The sequence below is a fragment of the Salinicoccus jeotgali genome (assembly GCF_055379195.1).
The window spans coordinates 2,135,978-2,152,827 of sequence record NZ_AP043830.1; the positions used below are offsets into that span (position 1 = coordinate 2,135,978).

At 48.6% G+C, this 16,850-nt stretch carries 20 protein-coding genes; 9 read left to right on the forward strand and 11 right to left on the reverse strand.

Going from position 1 to position 16,850, the window contains the following annotated elements:
• The 5 genes from ACZ43I_RS10990 to ACZ43I_RS11010 form a co-directional block, all read right to left on the reverse strand.
• On the reverse strand, nucleotides 1–867 hold the full coding sequence (locus tag ACZ43I_RS10990) for an ATP-binding cassette domain-containing protein (RefSeq protein ID WP_344704407.1): 867 nt from the start codon (nucleotides 865–867) through the stop codon (nucleotides 1–3).
• Nucleotide 868: 1 nt separating this feature from the next.
• The gene (locus ACZ43I_RS10995; protein ID WP_344704258.1) at nucleotides 869–1,249 is read right to left on the reverse strand and encodes a GntR family transcriptional regulator; all 381 of its coding nucleotides are present in this window, start codon (nucleotides 1,247–1,249) and stop codon (nucleotides 869–871) included.
• 145 nt (nucleotides 1,250–1,394) lie between these two features.
• Nucleotides 1,395–1,760 carry a DUF423 domain-containing protein gene (locus ACZ43I_RS11000; protein ID WP_344704256.1) on the reverse strand — a complete coding sequence of 122 codons (366 nt, stop codon included), beginning with the start codon at nucleotides 1,758–1,760 and terminating at the stop codon, nucleotides 1,395–1,397.
• A 24-nt stretch (nucleotides 1,761–1,784) separates the two neighbouring features.
• Nucleotides 1,785–2,096, reverse strand: coding sequence for a DUF5327 family protein (locus ACZ43I_RS11005; protein WP_344704254.1), 312 nt, complete (start codon nucleotides 2,094–2,096; stop codon nucleotides 1,785–1,787).
• Nucleotides 2,096–2,746, reverse strand: coding sequence for a uracil-DNA glycosylase (locus ACZ43I_RS11010; RefSeq protein ID WP_344704252.1), 651 nt, complete (start codon nucleotides 2,744–2,746; stop codon nucleotides 2,096–2,098). Before ACZ43I_RS11010 ends, ACZ43I_RS11005 begins: the two co-directional genes overlap by 1 nt.
• A 117-nt stretch (nucleotides 2,747–2,863) precedes the next feature.
• Here ACZ43I_RS11010 and thiD point away from each other — a divergent pair, with 117 nt between their 5' ends.
• The 6 genes from thiD (at nucleotide 2,864) to ACZ43I_RS11040 (ending at nucleotide 7,365) form a co-directional block, all read left to right on the forward strand.
• Nucleotides 2,864–3,694 (forward strand): bifunctional hydroxymethylpyrimidine kinase/phosphomethylpyrimidine kinase, encoded by an 831-nt coding sequence (gene thiD / locus ACZ43I_RS11015; RefSeq protein WP_344704250.1) that lies wholly within the window; start codon nucleotides 2,864–2,866, stop codon nucleotides 3,692–3,694.
• 58 nt (nucleotides 3,695–3,752) lie between these two features.
• Nucleotides 3,753–4,112, forward strand: coding sequence for a DUF1806 family protein (locus tag ACZ43I_RS11020; protein ID WP_344704248.1), 360 nt, complete (start codon nucleotides 3,753–3,755; stop codon nucleotides 4,110–4,112).
• Between the two features lie 11 nt (nucleotides 4,113–4,123).
• On the forward strand, nucleotides 4,124–4,792 hold the full coding sequence (gene bshB2 / locus ACZ43I_RS11025; protein ID WP_344704246.1) for a bacillithiol biosynthesis deacetylase BshB2: 669 nt from the start codon (nucleotides 4,124–4,126) through the stop codon (nucleotides 4,790–4,792).
• Nucleotides 4,793–4,803: 11 nt separating this feature from the next.
• The gene (gene folE2 / locus ACZ43I_RS11030) at nucleotides 4,804–5,682 is read left to right on the forward strand and encodes a GTP cyclohydrolase FolE2 (protein WP_344704244.1); all 879 of its coding nucleotides are present in this window, start codon (nucleotides 4,804–4,806) and stop codon (nucleotides 5,680–5,682) included.
• Nucleotides 5,683–5,803: 121 nt separating this feature from the next.
• Nucleotides 5,804–6,472, forward strand: a complete 669-nt coding sequence (locus ACZ43I_RS11035) for a transposase (protein WP_344703107.1) — start codon at nucleotides 5,804–5,806, stop codon at nucleotides 6,470–6,472.
• 47 nt (nucleotides 6,473–6,519) lie between these two features.
• Entirely contained in the window at nucleotides 6,520–7,365 is an 846-nt protein-coding gene (locus tag ACZ43I_RS11040; RefSeq protein ID WP_464761327.1) for an IS3 family transposase, read from the forward strand.
• A gap of 221 nt (nucleotides 7,366–7,586) precedes the next feature.
• Here ACZ43I_RS11040 and ACZ43I_RS11045 read toward each other — a convergent pair whose 3' ends face one another.
• The 5 genes from ACZ43I_RS11045 to ACZ43I_RS11065 all read right to left on the reverse strand — a co-directional run bounded on the left by ACZ43I_RS11045 (nucleotide 7,587) and on the right by ACZ43I_RS11065 (nucleotide 11,915).
• Nucleotides 7,587–8,492, reverse strand: a complete 906-nt coding sequence (locus ACZ43I_RS11045; protein WP_344703523.1) for an HAD family hydrolase — start codon at nucleotides 8,490–8,492, stop codon at nucleotides 7,587–7,589.
• Between the two features lie 61 nt (nucleotides 8,493–8,553).
• Nucleotides 8,554–9,012: a tRNA adenosine(34) deaminase TadA gene (tadA, locus tag ACZ43I_RS11050; protein ID WP_425568400.1), complete on the reverse strand. Its 459-nt coding sequence runs from the start codon at nucleotides 9,010–9,012 to the stop codon at nucleotides 8,554–8,556.
• 5 nt (nucleotides 9,013–9,017) lie between these two features.
• Nucleotides 9,018–9,722, reverse strand: coding sequence for an HAD family hydrolase (locus ACZ43I_RS11055; protein WP_344703527.1), 705 nt, complete (start codon nucleotides 9,720–9,722; stop codon nucleotides 9,018–9,020).
• Nucleotides 9,723–9,767: 45 nt separating this feature from the next.
• Nucleotides 9,768–10,709, reverse strand: coding sequence for an L-threonine 3-dehydrogenase (locus ACZ43I_RS11060; protein ID WP_344703529.1), 942 nt, complete (start codon nucleotides 10,707–10,709; stop codon nucleotides 9,768–9,770).
• Between the two features lie 15 nt (nucleotides 10,710–10,724).
• Nucleotides 10,725–11,915, reverse strand: a complete 1,191-nt coding sequence (locus tag ACZ43I_RS11065) for a glycine C-acetyltransferase (protein WP_344703531.1) — start codon at nucleotides 11,913–11,915, stop codon at nucleotides 10,725–10,727.
• 134 nt (nucleotides 11,916–12,049) lie between these two features.
• Here ACZ43I_RS11065 and ACZ43I_RS11070 point away from each other — a divergent pair, with 134 nt between their 5' ends.
• From ACZ43I_RS11070 to ACZ43I_RS11080, 3 genes are read left to right on the forward strand one after another with little or no spacing between them, the layout of a single operon-like run.
• The gene (locus tag ACZ43I_RS11070; protein WP_344703533.1) at nucleotides 12,050–13,228 is read left to right on the forward strand and encodes an amidohydrolase; all 1,179 of its coding nucleotides are present in this window, start codon (nucleotides 12,050–12,052) and stop codon (nucleotides 13,226–13,228) included.
• Nucleotides 13,213–14,403 carry a M20 metallopeptidase family protein gene (locus ACZ43I_RS11075; protein WP_344703535.1) on the forward strand — a complete coding sequence of 397 codons (1,191 nt, stop codon included), beginning with the start codon at nucleotides 13,213–13,215 and terminating at the stop codon, nucleotides 14,401–14,403. Before ACZ43I_RS11070 ends, ACZ43I_RS11075 begins: the two co-directional genes overlap by 16 nt.
• Nucleotides 14,400–15,572, forward strand: a complete 1,173-nt coding sequence (locus tag ACZ43I_RS11080; RefSeq protein WP_344703537.1) for an amidohydrolase — start codon at nucleotides 14,400–14,402, stop codon at nucleotides 15,570–15,572. The genes ACZ43I_RS11075 and ACZ43I_RS11080 overlap by 4 nt, the downstream gene beginning before the upstream one ends.
• Before the next feature lie 83 nt (nucleotides 15,573–15,655).
• Here ACZ43I_RS11080 and tuf read toward each other — a convergent pair whose 3' ends face one another.
• A complete protein-coding gene (gene tuf, locus ACZ43I_RS11085; RefSeq protein ID WP_344703539.1) occupies nucleotides 15,656–16,843 on the reverse strand; it encodes an elongation factor Tu in 1,188 nt (395 codons plus the stop codon).
• Nucleotides 16,844–16,850: the final 7 nt, after the last annotated feature.

The following is a 16,850-nucleotide window of genomic DNA, read 5'->3' on the forward strand; positions in this document are numbered from 1 at the left end:
TTACCCCTCCTTGGTCGCAGTCAATATGGTGAAGAGTTCCTGCACCTTCAGTGGCTCAATATAGAGATGCTGTTCCTTCGCAGTCTTACGGTCTGCCTCATCTACAGATCCAAGCACCACCACCGAGTGAATCGATCCGCTGGCGTGCGTTGAAAGTACATTCATGCCATCTGTGAACCGCACCACTTTCTCCTTCGCACCGCTCACGCGGAAGCCCCGTTCCAAAAACCTGTCAATAGGTTCCTGCAATATGACTCGGCTCTCGTCTAGTATAATGATCTCATCGAAGAGATGGTCCATACCAGAAACGGTATGGTTGGAGAATATCATCGTCCTTGGATAATGCGCATTGGCCTCTATGGCCATTTTATAGAACTGTTCGCGTAAAGTTGCCTCCATAATGTTCGTCACTTCATCAAAGATGGTGATTGGGGCATTGGCTGCCAGCCCAAATATCGCATTCACCGCAGCCTGCTGCCCTTTGGACATCCGATTCAAGGCTTTGTCAGAGTCGATTCCGAGCCCTTCCAACATTGTGAGCGCATAATCTGAATCAAACGCTGGCCGGTAGCGTTCCGTCACTCTACTTAAATACTTCGGGGTATGATGAGTTTCGGTGTAATCGACTTCGTGCACGAAGCGCACTTTGGCCATCAGCGCCTTATCTTCGTAAGGGTCCCGCCCGTCAATCTGTACAGCACCTTTAGTCGGTTTTCTATAGGAGGCAATCAGTGACAGAAGACTCGTCTTGCCTGCTCCTTCCTGCCCGATCAATCCGTAGATCCTGCCAGTTTCAAGCTGAAGTGTCACGTCTTCTAAAATCGTATTTTTCTTTATATCCAGTGATGCATTAGTTAAATCGACCATGCTACTCAATGGAAGCCATTCCTCCCATCTTCTCCATCATCCAACCGATCTCCCTGGCATCAAAGCCGAGTTTTCTAGCCTCCTCGAGCATCGGTTCCATATACTGGACTGTAAAGTCTGCACGCCGTCTGTCCAATAGAATTCTCTTGGCCTCAGCAGTCACAAAGACGCCGACGCCCCGCTTTTTATAGAGCAGACCTTCCTCCACCAATTCATTGACGCCTTTTGCCACGGTCAGATGATTCACTTTATAGAGGCAGACAATTTCATTAGTTGAAGGAATCCTGTCATGTGGTTCGAATGTGCCATCGATGATCTGATCGCCAATCCATTTTCCGATCTGATGGAATATGGGTTGGTGGTCATTCAAAATACTGTTCATGCGCATCTCCCCTCGATATATGGTCATATATATAAGTATATAACCTGTATATCAAATGTTAAACCGGGACTGATGGAATAATGCTTTGACGTATTTTATCTTCCATACGACAAAACCTCCGTTTACACGGAGGTCATGTTGTCTTTTATATTTTGATCATACCAACAATCAGGAATACCCATCCTGCCAGGAACAATACACCGCCGATGGGGGTGATGGCACCGAGAATCGATATACCACTGACTGCCAGAATATAGAGGGAACCACTGAAGAAGATGATGCCAAGCAACATCAGCCATCCTGCTGTCCCGAGGAATGGGGCGCCGGTCAGCTGGACCAGAATTCCAACGGCAATCAGGCCAAGGGCATGGTACATCTGGTAGGACACAGCCTTTTCCCATACATCCATATAATGTTCGCTTATCTTACCCTCGAGTCCATGGGCCCCGAAGGCACCGCACGCCACTGAAATGAATGCATTTATCGCACCCATGATGATGAAAAGTTTCATTTTGCTACTCCTTACATATTAAGTCTAAAAATCAAACAGTGATTCTCCATTGCCTGAGCCATCTTCTGTCTCAAGCTGCCTGCCTTTTGTCTCCTGCCGGGTTGAATGGGGCACTCTGCCGCCCATCTGTTCCAGCATGCTGCGGTCCGTTTCGGACATCGAGCCCGGGGCCGTATGATTCGCTTCAGGACGTGCATCACCCGCATCCTCTCCGGTCTTCAGAAGACTGAGCAGCCGTTCCATGGCATATACGTGTTTGTCGAACTCATGCTGCCCGTCTGCTGTTTCCATAAGGTTCAGCTCCTGCTTGAGTTCTGCGATGATTTCACGCCTCATTACCGTTCACTCCAGTCCACAGGCTCCCGGCCGCGGGATGTCAGGTAGTCGTTGGTCCGGCTGAACGGCCGTGTGCCGAAGAAGCCCCTATATGCAGAGAGTGGGCTTGGGTGCGTCGATTTGATGACGTGATGTTTGGTCGTATCGATCAATTTTTCTTTCTGTTGAGCCGGCTTGCCCCATAGTATGAAGACGACATCTTCGAGATTCTCCGAAACTTTCTGTATAACGCCGTCGGTAAACTTCTCCCATCCAAGACCTCTGTGCGAATGCGCCTGATGGGCATCAACCGTAAGCACGGTGTTCAGCAGCAGCACACCTTCTTCTGCCCAATCCTTCAGATTGCCCTTTGTCCGTTTGATGCCGAGGTCGGATTCCAGCTCCTTATACATGTTGCGCAGGGAAGGCGGCACTTTGACGCCTTCGTTGACCGAAAACGCAAGACCATGGGATTGGCCTTCACCATGGTAGGGATCCTGGCCGATGATGACGACCTTCACCGCTTCAAACGGCGTCAGTTCGAAAGCTGTATATATTTCTTCACGGGGTGGGAATACGGGGCCCGTGCGATATTTCTCTTCAAGTGTTTCTTCAAGTGAGGAGAAATCATTCTCCTCTTTTATCATTTCAAATACATCTTTCCATTCCATCTCTTTTCACCTCTGTCTAAATTTTGATTATATCATCTATACAAGCATCTCTCTAGAAATACACTCTCTTATATAGTAAAATACCATTATTAATGACACATTGGAGGAATTTAAATCATGGCACTTAAAAAGACGCTCACCATTGCGGGTTCAGATACAAGCGGCGGCGCAGGAATTGCAGCTGACCTGAAGACTTTCCAGGAGCATGAAACATACGGCATGACTGCATTGACGACCATTGTCACAATGGATCCCGAAACGTGGTCCCACGGCGTCAATCCGATTCCGTTGGAAGTCGTGGATGACCAGCTTGAAACGGCCCTATCCATTTCCCCGGATGCAATCAAAACAGGCATGCTGCCTTCTGAAGAAGTGATAGAACGCAGTAAGAAAGCCTTTCTCGACAGCCAGGCCGACCACTTCGTCGTCGACCCGGTCATGGTATGTAAAGGGGATGACGAAGTCCTCAATCCAGGACTTGTGGATGCCATGATTGAACACCTTCTTCCACATGCGACAGTCGTCACACCGAACCTTTTCGAAGCCGGCCAGCTGGCCGGCAGGAAGACACCAAAAACTTTGGATGAGGCCAAAGCATGTGCCGAAGTCATCCATTCCAAAGGTGCCGACCATGTCATCATCAAAGGTGGTTCCGAAATCGAGGGCGACAAAGCAGTGGATGTCTATTATGATGGCAATGAGTACCACCTGCTCTCAAGCAAAAAGATAGATGCTTCCTACAACCATGGCGCCGGATGTACTTTCGCCGCAGCCATCACTGCAAACCTTGCGAACGGCCAGGCTCCTCTGGAAGCGATCAAGAATGCAAAGGCGTTCGTCACGGCAGCGATCAAAAACGGCTGGAAGATGAATGAACACGTCGGAGTCGTACGACACGGTGCGCTCAATACCGTCGAAAAAATTGATGTTACAGACGAACAAATATAGACGGAAAGGGCGCTGGCGCCCTTTCTTCAGGTTTTAATTTAAGGAGCGTTTCACAGATATGGAAAAGATCAATCGGGATAAGGTCCAGCAGCTGCTGGACAGCTACCAGAACAAGAAAGTGTTTGTACATGTGGAAGTTACCGGAGGCATGTACGCCAGCCACTTCGACGACAAAGTCTTCAATGCTGGGATGTTCCTCCGCAACGTCCAGGTGACATTCGTCCAAGGCGGCATACGCGGTGGCGAAAATGGTGAATACCGCGTAGGCCTCAAACTCGATAATGATGGCTGGATATATGTCCTTGGCCTGACACATTACGAAGTGAATGACGACAATGAATTTATAATGCATGGCTTCAACTACGATGGAAAACTCGCCAGTGCATTGGAAATCTCCACCCAGGAATTCTTGAAATAGGAGGCACGGACATGGAAAAGGAAAGACAAGTACTCGTCATCTTCCCCCACCCCGATGATGAAGCATTCGGTGTCAGCGGGACGATGAGCCGCTACGTGGATATGGGCGTGCCCGTCACATACGCCTGCCTGACATTCGGTGATATGGGGCGCAACCTTGGCTATCCGCCATTTGCAACCCGCGAATCACTGCATGAGATCAGAAAGAAAGAAGTGCAGGAAAGCGCACGACTGATCGGTCTGGATGATCTGCGTCTGTTGGGCTACCGCGACAAGACATTGGAATTCGAAGCACCAGGTCACTTAAAGGGTATCGTCAAAGATATGATCGATGAATTGAACCCGTCAAGGATCATCACATTCTATCCAGGCTACTCCGTCCACCCCGACCACGAAGCGACAGCCGAAGCAGTCATTGCAGCAGTAAAAGAGATGGCGCCTGCAGAACGTCCGGCGCTTCAGCTCGTCGCATTCAGCAACGACACATACAAAGATCTCGGGGAACCCGATATTTCGGTCGATATTTCAGGTTACGAAGACCGCAAGGAGAAAATCATGGCCGCCCATGAATCGCAGACCGGTCCGCTTCTGAAGACACTCGCCGGAAATACTGCGGAAAGTGAAGCAGCCCGCCAGATGTGGATGAAGAATGAAGTGTTCTACAGTTATGATATAGATTAAGGAGAAGAGACATGGAACAATTGGATCTCACTACGAGAGAAGGCCGTTTCAAGCATTTCGGATCCGTCGATCCCATAGAAGGAAAAAAGCCTAAAGAAAAGGAATGCATGGCCGATCTGCAAAGTTCAAAAAAGGATTTCCTGTTTGAAGTCGACTCAGTCGGCATAAATAATTTGAGCTATCCAGTCGTCATCGGTGACTACCAATCGGTCGGCACCTTCGAATTGGCTACAAGTCTGAGACGCGATGAAAAGGGCATCAACATGAGCCGCATACTTGAATCGCTGGAGACGGAGAATGAGGGCGGTGTGTCACTCGACTTCACCACTCTTGGAAATGTATTGGAAACACTGCGTACGCGCATGCATCAGGAAGAAGCGGAAGTTACCGGAGCAGGTAAATGGTATTTCCCTAAACCAAGCCCCGGGACACGTCTGAGCGGCATGGCGCACGCCGATGTCGAATACGCCTTGAAGATCGACGGCAATGGCGTACAACAGAAAAAACTGGGCATGACGGCCATGGTCACTACACTATGCCCTTGCTCAAAGGAAATCAGTGAATACAGTGCGCACAATCAGCGCGGCTACGTAAAAGTGCTGCTCGATATCGATCCGGATGCCGAATTGCCGGAAGATCATAAGGAGCAGCTGTATCAACTGCTTGAAATCAACGCATCTTCCCAGCTTTATCCGATATTGAAGCGTACGGACGAAAAGATGGTCACAGAACGTGCCTATGAAAATCCGCGCTTCGTAGAGGATCTCATCCGCCTGATCGCCTATGATCTAGTGGAGCTCGACTGGGTCAAAGGCTTCGAGCTTGAATGCCGCAATGAAGAAAGCATCCACCAGCATGACGCCTTCAGCAGGATGTCATACCAAAAATAATCGCGCCTCTATTATGGTGGAAGCGGCAGATACACAAAAGGACCGGACAGCAAATTTGATTTGACCCCCTCCAGGTTTACAGATGAAATAAAACATCTGTAAACCTGGAGGGGGTTCTTTTATGACTGACAAATATTATTCATTTGAAGAAAAGCTGAAAATGATTCAGGAATTGAGGGTAGGCATCAGTCCAAGCCATATATCCACAAAGCATCAGGTGTCTGTTGAGACACTTAGAAAGTGGCGGATAAAGTATGAGAAGCATGGTGCTGAGGGATTAAAGAAACGGGACAGGCATAGAACATATACCCGCGGCTTTAAAAAAATGGTCGCAAAAGAATATATGAATGGAATGATCTCCACTCACGAACTCGCACACAAATATGACATACCGTCGAAAACAACTGTTCGGAATTGGATTATACGTTACAATAATGGTGAAGAAATAAGAACGACGCGGGAGGGAGCTTCACCATTGACCAAGGGACGGAAAACAACGTACGCAGAACGGGTTGAGATTGCGCAGTATCATGCACAGGGGGATATCAGTTATCGTGAACTTGCCGAAAGATTTGAGGTGAGTTACCAGCAGGCCCGGAATATCATTGTGAAATACAAGGAATATGGTGAAATCGGCCTTGAGGACAGACGCGGAAAAGGAAAATCAGAAGACCAGCTCACTGAGACGGACCGCTTGAACAGAGAAATTTCCATGCTCAAAGCAGATAAACGAAAGCTTGAGGTGGAGAACGCCCTGCTAAAAAAGTTGGAGGAACTCGAGAGGGATTAAAATACAGCCGGGTTCCCAGTCACACGCTCCACACTGCCATCACTACGTTGCATAATGAAGGCTATGCCATCTCTGAATTATGCCATACGGCAGGCATCTCAAGACAAGCGTATTATCAATATCAGAAACGCCCCGTGCCACACGCTGAAGCAGAGAATGACACAGTGGCCAGTGCGATTGCCGAAATCTATGTTGAAACGGACGGCATCTATGGCTATCGTCAGATGTGCCATGCGGTCAACAAAGCCTTGAGGACGGGGTATAACAGGAAACGCATCTATCGGCTGATGACACGGATGGGCTTGAAATCGGTGACCCGGATCAAAAAGAAACAATACGTCCCCCACACACCGCAACAGGTCGCTGAGAACGTATTGAACAGAGATTTCCACGCAGCCCATGTGAATGAGAAATGGCTCACCGATGTGACTGAATTCAAAGCGCTGAACGGAGAGAAAGCCTACTTGAGCGCGATCATCGATCTGTACGACAACAGTATTGTGGCCTACAAATTCGGCCGTTCAAACAATAATCAGCTTGTTTTTGATACATTCACTTCTGCGATTCAAAAGCACCCGCAGGCAACGCCGCTTGTGCACAGTGACCGTGGCTTCCAGTACACCTCCTACGGCTTTAAAAAGATTCTGGATGCCCAGCAGATTCAACAAAGCATGTCCCGCGTCGGAAGATGCATCGATAATGGCCCGATTGAAGCATTCTGGGGAAAAATCAAATCGGAACGGTTCCACATCAGACGCAAGCAGAAGTACTATGCGGATTATCAAACAATTATAGAAGACATTACACGCTATATTGAGTTTTACAACCACCACAGACCGCAACACAAATTCAAGGGATTGAGTCCGCTGGAATTCAGGGCATTGGCGGCATAGAAAAACGCCTGAGAATCTCCATTCTCAGGCGGGAAACATTTATATTATTTCATCTGTCAACTTGGTAGGGTTCAGATCAATTGAGCTGCCCGGTCCTTTTTCATCGTCACTTTAATCTAAAATATAAGTCACCTAAAGCCATATAAAAATAATAAAATGCCCGATTCCTTATAAGGAATCGGGCATTTCTGGTAATTGCGCCTATGCTGATTATCACAATTCTACGATTCGGATAAGTCCCCAGCTTGGGCCTCCTGCTTTTCTTCAAGTAGGTCAAGCGCCTCTTCAATGGCTATGGCAACACCGTCCTCGGTGTTGCTTTCTGTCACTTTATCTGCGATGGCCTTCACTTCGGAAGCGGCGTTACCCATCGCTACTGCCATACCGACTCGTTTCAACATGGAGATGTCATTGAGATTGTCCCCGACTGCCATGACATCTTTCATATCAATATTCATGATGTTGGCGATATCAGTGAGTGCAATGCCTTTCTGTGCATTTTCATGAGTCAGTTCTATATTTCCTTCAGATGAAGAGGATACTGCCAGATTACCGATGTCATAGAGTTCATTCCTCGCCCGGAAAAGCTTTGGTTTGCTTGGCGAAGAGGCGAGCAGTTTCAAAATGTTCTCTTCCTCGTTCTCGAATATCGTCCTATAGTCATCTGTCTCCACCAAGGTGCCGCTTTTCAGGCGCTCTTCCATGAACCCTCTGATTCTCTTCTCGCTAGCGGGATTGTTTTCTTCCCCCGCAAGCTCCATGAAAATCTGGATATCGCGTTCCACGTCTGCCGTATAGATGGCACGGTCGGTATAGATCTGATAGAAAATATCCTCTGAGCGGAACACATCCGCCACCTTATGGACCAGTTCGGCATTCAGCGCATTCGTCGCCAGTATCTCATGGGACTCGTTGCGCACTTCTGCTCCATTCAGACATATATAAGGTAGCGGGGTGTTGAGTTGGCGTATGATGCCATGCGCTTCATAGAAGGCACGCCCAGTCGCCACGACAACCTGTATTCCCCGTTTCATCGCTTCATTGATCGCCTCCATATTCCGGCGGCTGATGTCATGGTGGGGAGTCAACAATGTCCCATCCATATCCAATGCGATTAATTTGACCATAAGCGTTCTAAAACTCCCTTATCATTTTAAATTCATTTTATCAGAAAATTCATTCATTATTCTACTTTTTATGTTTTTTCCTGAGGTTTTTAAAAAATGATGTCAATAAGTTACTGCATGTATCCTCTAATACACCGGAAGTCACTTCTGCACGGTGGTTGAACCGCGGTTCATCCAAAAGGCGCATCAGACTGTCTACTGTGCCCCCTTTAGGGTCTCTCGCCCCGTACACTACATGGGGGATGCGACTCATTATGATCGCACCTGAACACATGGCACAAGGTTCCAAAGTGACATAGAGGGTGCATGCTTCAAGCCGCCACGATCCCACTACTGCACTAGCCCGGTCAATGGCGAGCACCTCTGCATGGGTCAAGGGATTTTGTGAAGTTTCCCTAAGATTGTGTCCCCGTGCGATGACACGGCCGTCATGGACGATTACTGCTCCGATCGGAACTTCGCCGATCTTTCCTGCTTTTTCCGCTTCTTCCACTGCCAAAGCCATAAATGCCTCGTGCATGACCTTCACCGCCTCTTCTCCAGGATGAAACGTCCGTCTTCAATGATATCTACCACACTATCCAACACCAAATCGGCACCTTCCAGGTCCTCTCTACGCGATGTGCCTGATAGTACTCCAATCGTTTGGAGACCCGCTTCATACCCAAGCATCGTATCCGCCCGGTTATCCCCTACCATCACCATCTCATCCAGGGTATAACCATACTTTTGTATAAGGGGGTCAAGTATGCGCAAATCTGGTTTATGATAGGGCGAATCGTCTCCCGCTACAACATGATGGACGACCGATTCCAACGAAAATTTTTCGATGAAATACTGTGTGCTCAAGCGGCTGTCGCTGGTGACGATGATGTTTATATGCCCATTTTCTGCAAGTTGGTCAAGCACAGGGGCGGCCCCCTCGATCAACTCCATATTATTGCGCAAGAGATCGAGGTTCTCTTCGTAGAAGGCCTTCATCCATTCACCGCCGCCACTCTGATAGCGTTCGAAGCAATCTTGGATATTCTGGCCCGTTCCGCTTGCCAGTATGGAATTCGGGGCGATGCGCCCATTGATCAGTCCTAGGCGATGGGCGAGTTCATCTTTGATGTCATGACGGTCGAATTCCTCTGCAAAGGCTTCGATTGTGGTTTTGGCATAAGGCGTCCAAATTTTATGATAATCCATCAGTGTACCATCTTTATCAAACAAAATTATACGCGTCATTAAACTGCCCCAATCAGAAAAATAAGAAGGCAGTATGCCTTCTTATCATTTATTTCGTATTGCTTCCAACATTGTTACAGTCATTTTTTCAAGGTCGTATTGTGGTGCAAATCCCCACTGCCGTTCAGCTTCCGTCGCATCGATGGCGTTCGGCCAACTCTCTGCGATCCCCTGACGTACAGGATCTACATCATAGAACAGTTCGAAGTCGGGTATATGCTTTTTGATTTCATTCGCCACCATCTCAGGATTGATGCTCATCGCTGTGACGTTGAAGGCGTTGCGGTGTTCCAGATTCGAAGCATCCGCTTCCATCAGCTTGATGATCGCTTCGATGGCATCATCCATATACATCATGTCCATATTCGTATTTTTATCTATGAACGATGTATACTGTCCATTCCGGATGGCTTCAAAGAAGATTTCAACGGCATAATCGGTTGTACCGCCGCCGGGCTCCTTGACATGGGAAATGAGTCCCGGGAACCTCACGCCCCGTGTGTCCACACCAAATTTCTCATGGTAGTAGTCACACAGCAGTTCTCCCGATACTTTATTCACACCATACATCGTGGTCGGCCTTTGGATGGTGACCTGCGGGGTGTTCTCCTTCGGAGTCGATGGTCCGAAAGCACCGATGGAACTTGGAGTGAAGAATTTAAGGTCCCGCTCCCTTGCAGTCTCAAGGGCGTTTATAAGCCCTCCCATATTGATGTCCCAAGCGAATTGCGGATTCTTTTCGCAAGTCGCGCTGAGTAGCGCGGCCATATGCATAATCGTATCGGGTTTGAAATCCTCTACGATTTCATCCATCCGCGTTTTATCCCTGACATCCAGGATCTCAAAGGGCTTACCTTTCAATTCGTCACTCTCAGGTTCTTTGATGTCCGTCGGCAGAACATTTTCGTCCCCGTATTTCTCTCTTAGTTTTAAAGTCAGCTCAGTGCCGATCTGCCCGAGCGCACCGGTAATAATAATCCGTTCCATCGCCGTGCTCCTTAATTATGAGATTACGTTCAGTTCTTTTCCTACTTTTTCATATGCAGCAAGCGCATCATCCAACATTTCTTTAGTGTGTGCTGCCGTCGGCATGTTCCTTACACGCCCTGTACCTTTGGGTACAGTCGGGAAGACGATGGACTTGGCATATACGCCTTCTTCCATGAGGCGTTTCGAGAACTCCTGGGTCGTCTTTTCATCGCCGATTATGCAAGGGGTGATCGGTGTTGCGGAATTACCGATATCAAAACCGAGATTCTTAAGGCCTTTTTTCAGGTAATCACCATTCTCCCAGAGCTTGTCGTGCAGCTCTGTGGAATCCATCAGCTTGTGGACTGCCTCAGTTATCGCACGCGTATCCCCAGGTGTCAGTGATGTGGAGAACAGGAATGGACGGGCTGCCACTTTAAGGTAGTCGATCAGATTTTGACTACCTGCAACATAGCCGCCGACGACACCGATCGCTTTTGACAGTGTACCCATCTGGATGTCGATTTCCTTCTCCAGGCCGAAGTGCTTAACAGTTCCTGCACCTTTGCCCATGACACCTGAACCGTGTGCGTCGTCCACATATGTGATGAGGTCGAATTCCTTGGCGATTTCCACGATTTCCGGCAGCAACGCAACATCGCCATCCATCGAGAATACACCGTCAGTAATGTACATGACTTTTCCGTACTGGCCCGATTCCACAGCTTCTTTGGCTTTTTTGCGGAGATCATCCATATCGGAGTGGTTTACACGGATGATTTTTGCGCGGGAAAGGCGGCATCCGTCGATGATTGAGGCGTGGTTCAATTCATCAGACAGGATCGCATCCTCTTTGCCCATGACCGCCTGAATCGCTGCCATGTTACAGTTGAAACCGGATTGGAATGCAACTGCCGCTTCAGTGCCTTTGAATTTAGCCAAAGTCTCTTCCAGGTCCACATGCAGATCCAGGGTACCGTTGATTGTACGTACGGCGCCTGCGCCTACACCATGGGTATCGATTGCTTCTTTCGCAACCTTCTTAAGTGTCTCGTCCGTCGCAAGGCCGAGATAGTTGTTGGAAGATAGATTGATCAGCTTCTTGCCGCCAATCGTGATTTCTGGTCCATTGGCACCTTCAACCACATCGATTTCATTATAGAGTCCGTTATTTTTCAATTCCTGCAGATTTGATGCAAGATACTCATCCAAAATTTTAGACATTTACAATCTCCTCCTCTTTCCCATATCATATCATAATTGAAAGCTGTCTTAGAATTGAAACGATGTTTTTATTAAGTTCCAAAAAGTTCGAAAATTTGATAATATTATATGACATGACCAAGGAGGTTGAAGTTATGAAGATTCGGGATATGGCACAAGCGGCGTTACCCGGAATGATCGACACAAGACGTTATCTGCATATGCATCCGGAAGTTTCATTCCATGAAGAGGAGACCTACAGATACATATTGAAACGCTTGCAGAAGTACCCGGAGCTGAAAATACGTGAAGGGGTCGGGAAAGGCGGCATCCTCGCTACAATCGGCGATGGCGGACATCCGCACATCGCCATCCGTGCCGATTTCGATGCCCTTCCCATACATGACGGGAAAGATGTGCCCTATAGATCTACAGTGGACGGTGTCATGCATGCGTGCGGGCATGATGCCCATACAAGTACACTGCTTGCACTGCTCGATCTCCTTTATGAAAATAGGGACGCCATTCAAGGCAGCGTATCCTTCATCTTTCAATTCGCTGAGGAGATACAGCCAGGCGGTGCAGTTGCGATGGTCGAGGATGGTGTCCTCGACGGCATCGATAGGGTCTACGGCCAGCATTACTGGAGCCAGTATCCGACCCATACAATCAAGACAAAACCAGGCCCCATCATATCCAGTCCGGATATGTTCAAAATAAAAATAAAAGGCCGGGGTGGCCATGCAGCACATCCAAGTCAAGCAGTCGACCCCATAATCATTGCAGCAGAGCTGATCACCAGTCTGCAGACTGCTGTATCACGGCAAATATCCCCCCTCGACAATGCAGTCGTCACCGTCGGTAAAATACGTGCCGGCGATGCCTTTAACGTCATCCCGGACACGGCTGAGCTGGTTGGTACGGTAAGAACTTTCGAGCAGTCCATCAAAGAACGCATCAAGGATATCTTCCAAAAAGAAGTCGACTACACAGCAAGGAAACGGGGGGCGACCGCTGAACTTGAGTATAATATCGGCTATCCTGCAGTCGTTAACCATAACAGGGAAGCAGAGATCATCGAAGAAGCCGCAGCTGCCATAGGTCTTTCCTTTGAGACTGCCAAGCCGATGATGATAGGCGAGGATTTTTCCTACTATATCAATGAGGTCCCGGGGGCCTTCTTCTTCACGGGATCGGGCAATGCAGCCAAGCAGAGTGATTATGTCCACCACCATCCCATGTTCGACTTGGATGAAGAAGCGATGACCAGTGGATTATCGATGTTCATGAAAATTCTCGAGATTGAGCAGGTGATTGAATGGAAACAAGAATGATAGAACAATTGGCGGAAGACCACTACGATGAAATGGTCAGATTGAGACGCCATTTCCATATGTACCCGGAGCTGTCCTTCCATGAAGTCCAGACTCCCGCATATATCGCAGAATACTTAAGGGAGCTCGGCATAGAGACAAAAGAAGGCGTCGGCGGCAGAGGTGTTGTAGGTCGTCTGATCATCGACCCGGAGCGACCGACAGTCGCATTGCGCGCTGATTTTGATGCCCTACCGATACAGGACCAGAAGGATGTGCCCTACCGTTCGACCGTACCCGGGGTGATGCATGCCTGCGGCCATGATGCCCATACCGCAGTACTGCTCACCGTAGCCCGCATCCTTTCTGAAAATAAAGCACAGCTGCGCGGCAACGTGGTATTTATCTTCCAGCATGCTGAAGAAGTCGACCCGGGAGGCGCCTTGCAGATGATTGCGGATGACTGTCTGCACGGAGTGGACGCCATATTTGGCCAACATGTGAGCAGTGGCCTCGATGTCGGTACAATCGGCTATAAATACGGCACGGCAACCGGCATGCCCGACGACTTCACCATTAAGATAAACGGGCGCGGCGGCCATGCTTCAAAACCGCACGTCGCAATCGATCCTGTCGCTGCAGCCATTACCTTCTGCAATCAGCTGCAGTACATCGTCACAAGAAAATCCAAGCCGATGGAGCCTGTCGTCCTATCCATCACAATGTTCAATGCCGGACACCAGCATAATATCATTCCCGATACGGTTGAAGTCGGAGGCACTATCCGGACTTTCAACCACGAGACACAGGCGGTGATGATCAACGAACTTAAAAAGTGCCTTGAAGGCCTTGTGACCACAACAGGAATAACCTATGACCTCGATTATATGAAAGGGTATCCTCCTGTGGTTAATGATACCGACAAGACAGATCTCGTTCTCCAGGCGGCGACTGACATCTCTACAGTACAGGAAGTGCAGGAGCTGGAACCGGATCTCGGCGGGGAAGATTTCTCCTATTACCTACAGAGGGTGCCAGGCACCTTCTACTATACCGGTACCCGCAACACCAATTTCAAAGCCGACTACCCGCATCATCATGGCAAGTTCGATATTGATGAGAAAGGCTTGACGAATGCCGTCTCCGTCATGGTGAAATCCGTATTCAACTACTTCGATAAGGAGGCGAGCATATGATGAAGATCCAACAGGATATAGAAAACCTATATGAGGAAATGGTTCATATGCGCCGGCATATGCATATGCACCCGGAGCTCTCCTTTAAGGAAGCAGAAACAAAACAGTATATCTATGAGCAGATCAGCGACCTTGGCTTGGACATCCGCCAGAATGTAGGCGGCAATGGCATCGTTGCTCGACTGGACATCGATGATGACTTTAAAACTATCGCGCTGCGCGCCGATTTTGATGCCTTGCCGATCGAGGATGAAAAGGATGTGCCCTACAGGTCCACAGTGCCGGGAATCATGCATGCATGCGGCCACGATGCACATACTGCAATGCTCATCACAACCGCACGTATACTCGCGGCACGCAAAGAAGAACTGAAGGTCAATGTCGTGTTCCTCTTCCAGCATGCTGAGGAGATGCTTCCAGGGGGTGCACAGGCGATGATCGAGGACGGCGCACTTGATGGTGTCGATTATATATTCGGGACACATGTCTCCTCCCTCTATCCAACAGGTACGCTATCCTACACGAAGGATTTCGCATATGCCGCAGCAGATGCTTTTACAATCACTGTAGAAGGTCGTGGGGGACACGGTGCAGAACCTCACGAAGCGGTTGATCCCGTCGTTGCCGGGGCTTCTCTGATCCAGCAGCTCCAATCCATCGTTTCCCGCACCGTCGATCCCCTAAAGTCAGCTGTTGTGACGACCAGCATGTTCAACGGGGGTTCTTCTTTCAATGTCATCCCCAACTCAGTGGAACTGCGGGGCACGATACGTACATTCGAGCAAAGTGTAAAAGATGATGTGCTGAGACGGATGGACGGCATCATAAAGGGCATCGAGTCAAGTTTCGAGGTCACATGTAAACTTGACTATCAGCATGGCTACCCTGCGCTGCTCAACAATAACTCGCAACTTGACCATGTCCTCCATTCCCTTGAAGATGCAGCATATGTAAAAATCACTGAAGAAAACCCTCCTTCCATGGGTGGTGAGGATTTTGCCTATTACCTTGAAAAAGTGCCTGGCTGCTATTTCTATACTGGCGTCCGTAATCCGGAAAAAGGAATCGATCATCCTCATCACCATCCATTGTTCGACATCGATGAGGATGGCTTGAAGGCCGGGGTGGAATCCCTCTGCAGCATTGTTCTTAATTTCAATGACCATTAAAAAAGGCCATCTCTTTCGAGGATGGCCTTTTCACATATAAAAGAAGCCGGGGGAACCCCCGGCTTCTAGTATCTTCAAATATATTATTTGACGATTTCAGTTACAACGCCTGATCCAACAGTACGTCCACCTTCACGGATGGAGAAACGTGTACCGTCTTCGATCGCGATTGGAGAAATGAGTTCAACGTTCATTTCAACGTTATCGCCAGGCATAACCATTTCTGTACCTTCAGGAAGTTCTACAACACCAGTTACGTCCGTAGTACGGAAGTAGAACTGTGGGCGGTAGTTGTTGAAGAATGGAGTGTGACGTCCACCTTCTTCTTTTGAAAGTACATAAACTTCAGCTTTGAAGTTAGTGTGTGGTGTGATGGATCCAGGAGCAGCAAGTACTTGTCCACGCTGGATGTCTTCACGTGCTACACCACGGAGGAGCGCACCGATGTTGTCGCCAGCTTCTGCATAGTCAAGAAGCTTACGGAACATTTCAACACCTGTAACAGTTGTTTTAGTGGAATCTTCATTGATACCGATGATTTCAACTTCTTCACCGACTTTGATGCTACCACGTTCAACACGGCCAGTAGCAACTGTTCCACGTCCTGTGATGGAGAATACGTCCTCTACAGGCATCATGAATGGCTTGTCAGAGTCACGCTCTGGAGTCGGGATGAATTCGTCGACTGCATTCATGAGTTCCAAGATTTTGTCTTCGTATTCTTCTACGCCTTCAAGCGCTTTAAGAGCAGAACCTGCGATTACAGGGATGTCATCGCCAGGGAAGTCGTATTCAGAAAGAAGCTCACGCACTTCCATTTCTACGAGTTCAAGAAGCTCTTCGTCGTCTACCATATCTACTTTGTTGAGGAATACAACAAGTGCTGGTACACCAACGTTACGTGAAAGCAGGATGTGCTCACGAGTTTGTGGCATTGGGCCATCCGCTGCAGAAACGACTAGGATACCGCCGTCCATTTGAGCTGCACCAGTGATCATGTTTTTGACATAGTCAGCGTGACCTGGGCAGTCAACGTGCGCGTAGTGGCGTGTTTCAGTTTCGTACTCGATGTGGGAAGTGTTGATCGTGATTCCACGCTCTTTTTCTTCCGGTGCGTTATCGATCTGAGCATAGCTCTGAGCTTCGCCTGATCCTCTTTTAGCGAGAACTGTTGCGATAGCGGCTGTCAGTGTAGTTTTACCGTGGTCAACGTGACCAATTGTACCTATATTGGCATGCGTCTTGGAACGGTCGAATTTTTCTTTTGCCATTTGTATA

What these genes read in the sequence shown, in the direction of transcription:
- ACZ43I_RS10990 (WP_344704407.1), bottom strand. Translation starts at nt 867, where the DNA reads ATGGTCGATTTAACTAATGCATCACTGGATATAAAGAAAAATACGATT.
- ACZ43I_RS10995 (WP_344704258.1), bottom strand. Translation starts at nt 1,249, where the DNA reads ATGAACAGTATTTTGAATGACCACCAACCCATATTCCATCAGATCGGA.
- ACZ43I_RS11000 (WP_344704256.1), bottom strand. Translation starts at nt 1,760, where the DNA reads ATGAAACTTTTCATCATCATGGGTGCGATAAATGCATTCATTTCAGTG.
- ACZ43I_RS11005 (WP_344704254.1), bottom strand. Translation starts at nt 2,096, where the DNA reads ATGAGGCGTGAAATCATCGCAGAACTCAAGCAGGAGCTGAACCTTATG.
- ACZ43I_RS11010 (WP_344704252.1), bottom strand. Translation starts at nt 2,746, where the DNA reads ATGGAATGGAAAGATGTATTTGAAATGATAAAAGAGGAGAATGATTTC.
- thiD (WP_344704250.1), top strand. Translation starts at nt 2,864, where the DNA reads ATGGCACTTAAAAAGACGCTCACCATTGCGGGTTCAGATACAAGCGGC.
- ACZ43I_RS11020 (WP_344704248.1), top strand. Translation starts at nt 3,753, where the DNA reads ATGGAAAAGATCAATCGGGATAAGGTCCAGCAGCTGCTGGACAGCTAC.
- bshB2 (WP_344704246.1), top strand. Translation starts at nt 4,124, where the DNA reads ATGGAAAAGGAAAGACAAGTACTCGTCATCTTCCCCCACCCCGATGAT.
- folE2 (WP_344704244.1), top strand. Translation starts at nt 4,804, where the DNA reads ATGGAACAATTGGATCTCACTACGAGAGAAGGCCGTTTCAAGCATTTC.
- ACZ43I_RS11035 (WP_344703107.1), top strand. Translation starts at nt 5,804, where the DNA reads ATGACTGACAAATATTATTCATTTGAAGAAAAGCTGAAAATGATTCAG.
- ACZ43I_RS11045 (WP_344703523.1), bottom strand. Translation starts at nt 8,492, where the DNA reads ATGGTCAAATTAATCGCATTGGATATGGATGGGACATTGTTGACTCCC.
- tadA (WP_425568400.1), bottom strand. Translation starts at nt 9,012, where the DNA reads ATGCACGAGGCATTTATGGCTTTGGCAGTGGAAGAAGCGGAAAAAGCA.
- ACZ43I_RS11055 (WP_344703527.1), bottom strand. Translation starts at nt 9,722, where the DNA reads ATGACGCGTATAATTTTGTTTGATAAAGATGGTACACTGATGGATTAT.
- ACZ43I_RS11060 (WP_344703529.1), bottom strand. Translation starts at nt 10,709, where the DNA reads ATGGAACGGATTATTATTACCGGTGCGCTCGGGCAGATCGGCACTGAG.
- ACZ43I_RS11065 (WP_344703531.1), bottom strand. Translation starts at nt 11,915, where the DNA reads ATGTCTAAAATTTTGGATGAGTATCTTGCATCAAATCTGCAGGAATTG.
- ACZ43I_RS11070 (WP_344703533.1), top strand. Translation starts at nt 12,050, where the DNA reads ATGAAGATTCGGGATATGGCACAAGCGGCGTTACCCGGAATGATCGAC.
- ACZ43I_RS11075 (WP_344703535.1), top strand. Translation starts at nt 13,213, where the DNA reads ATGGAAACAAGAATGATAGAACAATTGGCGGAAGACCACTACGATGAA.
- ACZ43I_RS11080 (WP_344703537.1), top strand. Translation starts at nt 14,400, where the DNA reads ATGATGAAGATCCAACAGGATATAGAAAACCTATATGAGGAAATGGTT.
- tuf (WP_344703539.1), bottom strand. Translation starts at nt 16,843, where the DNA reads ATGGCAAAAGAAAAATTCGACCGTTCCAAGACGCATGCCAATATAGGT.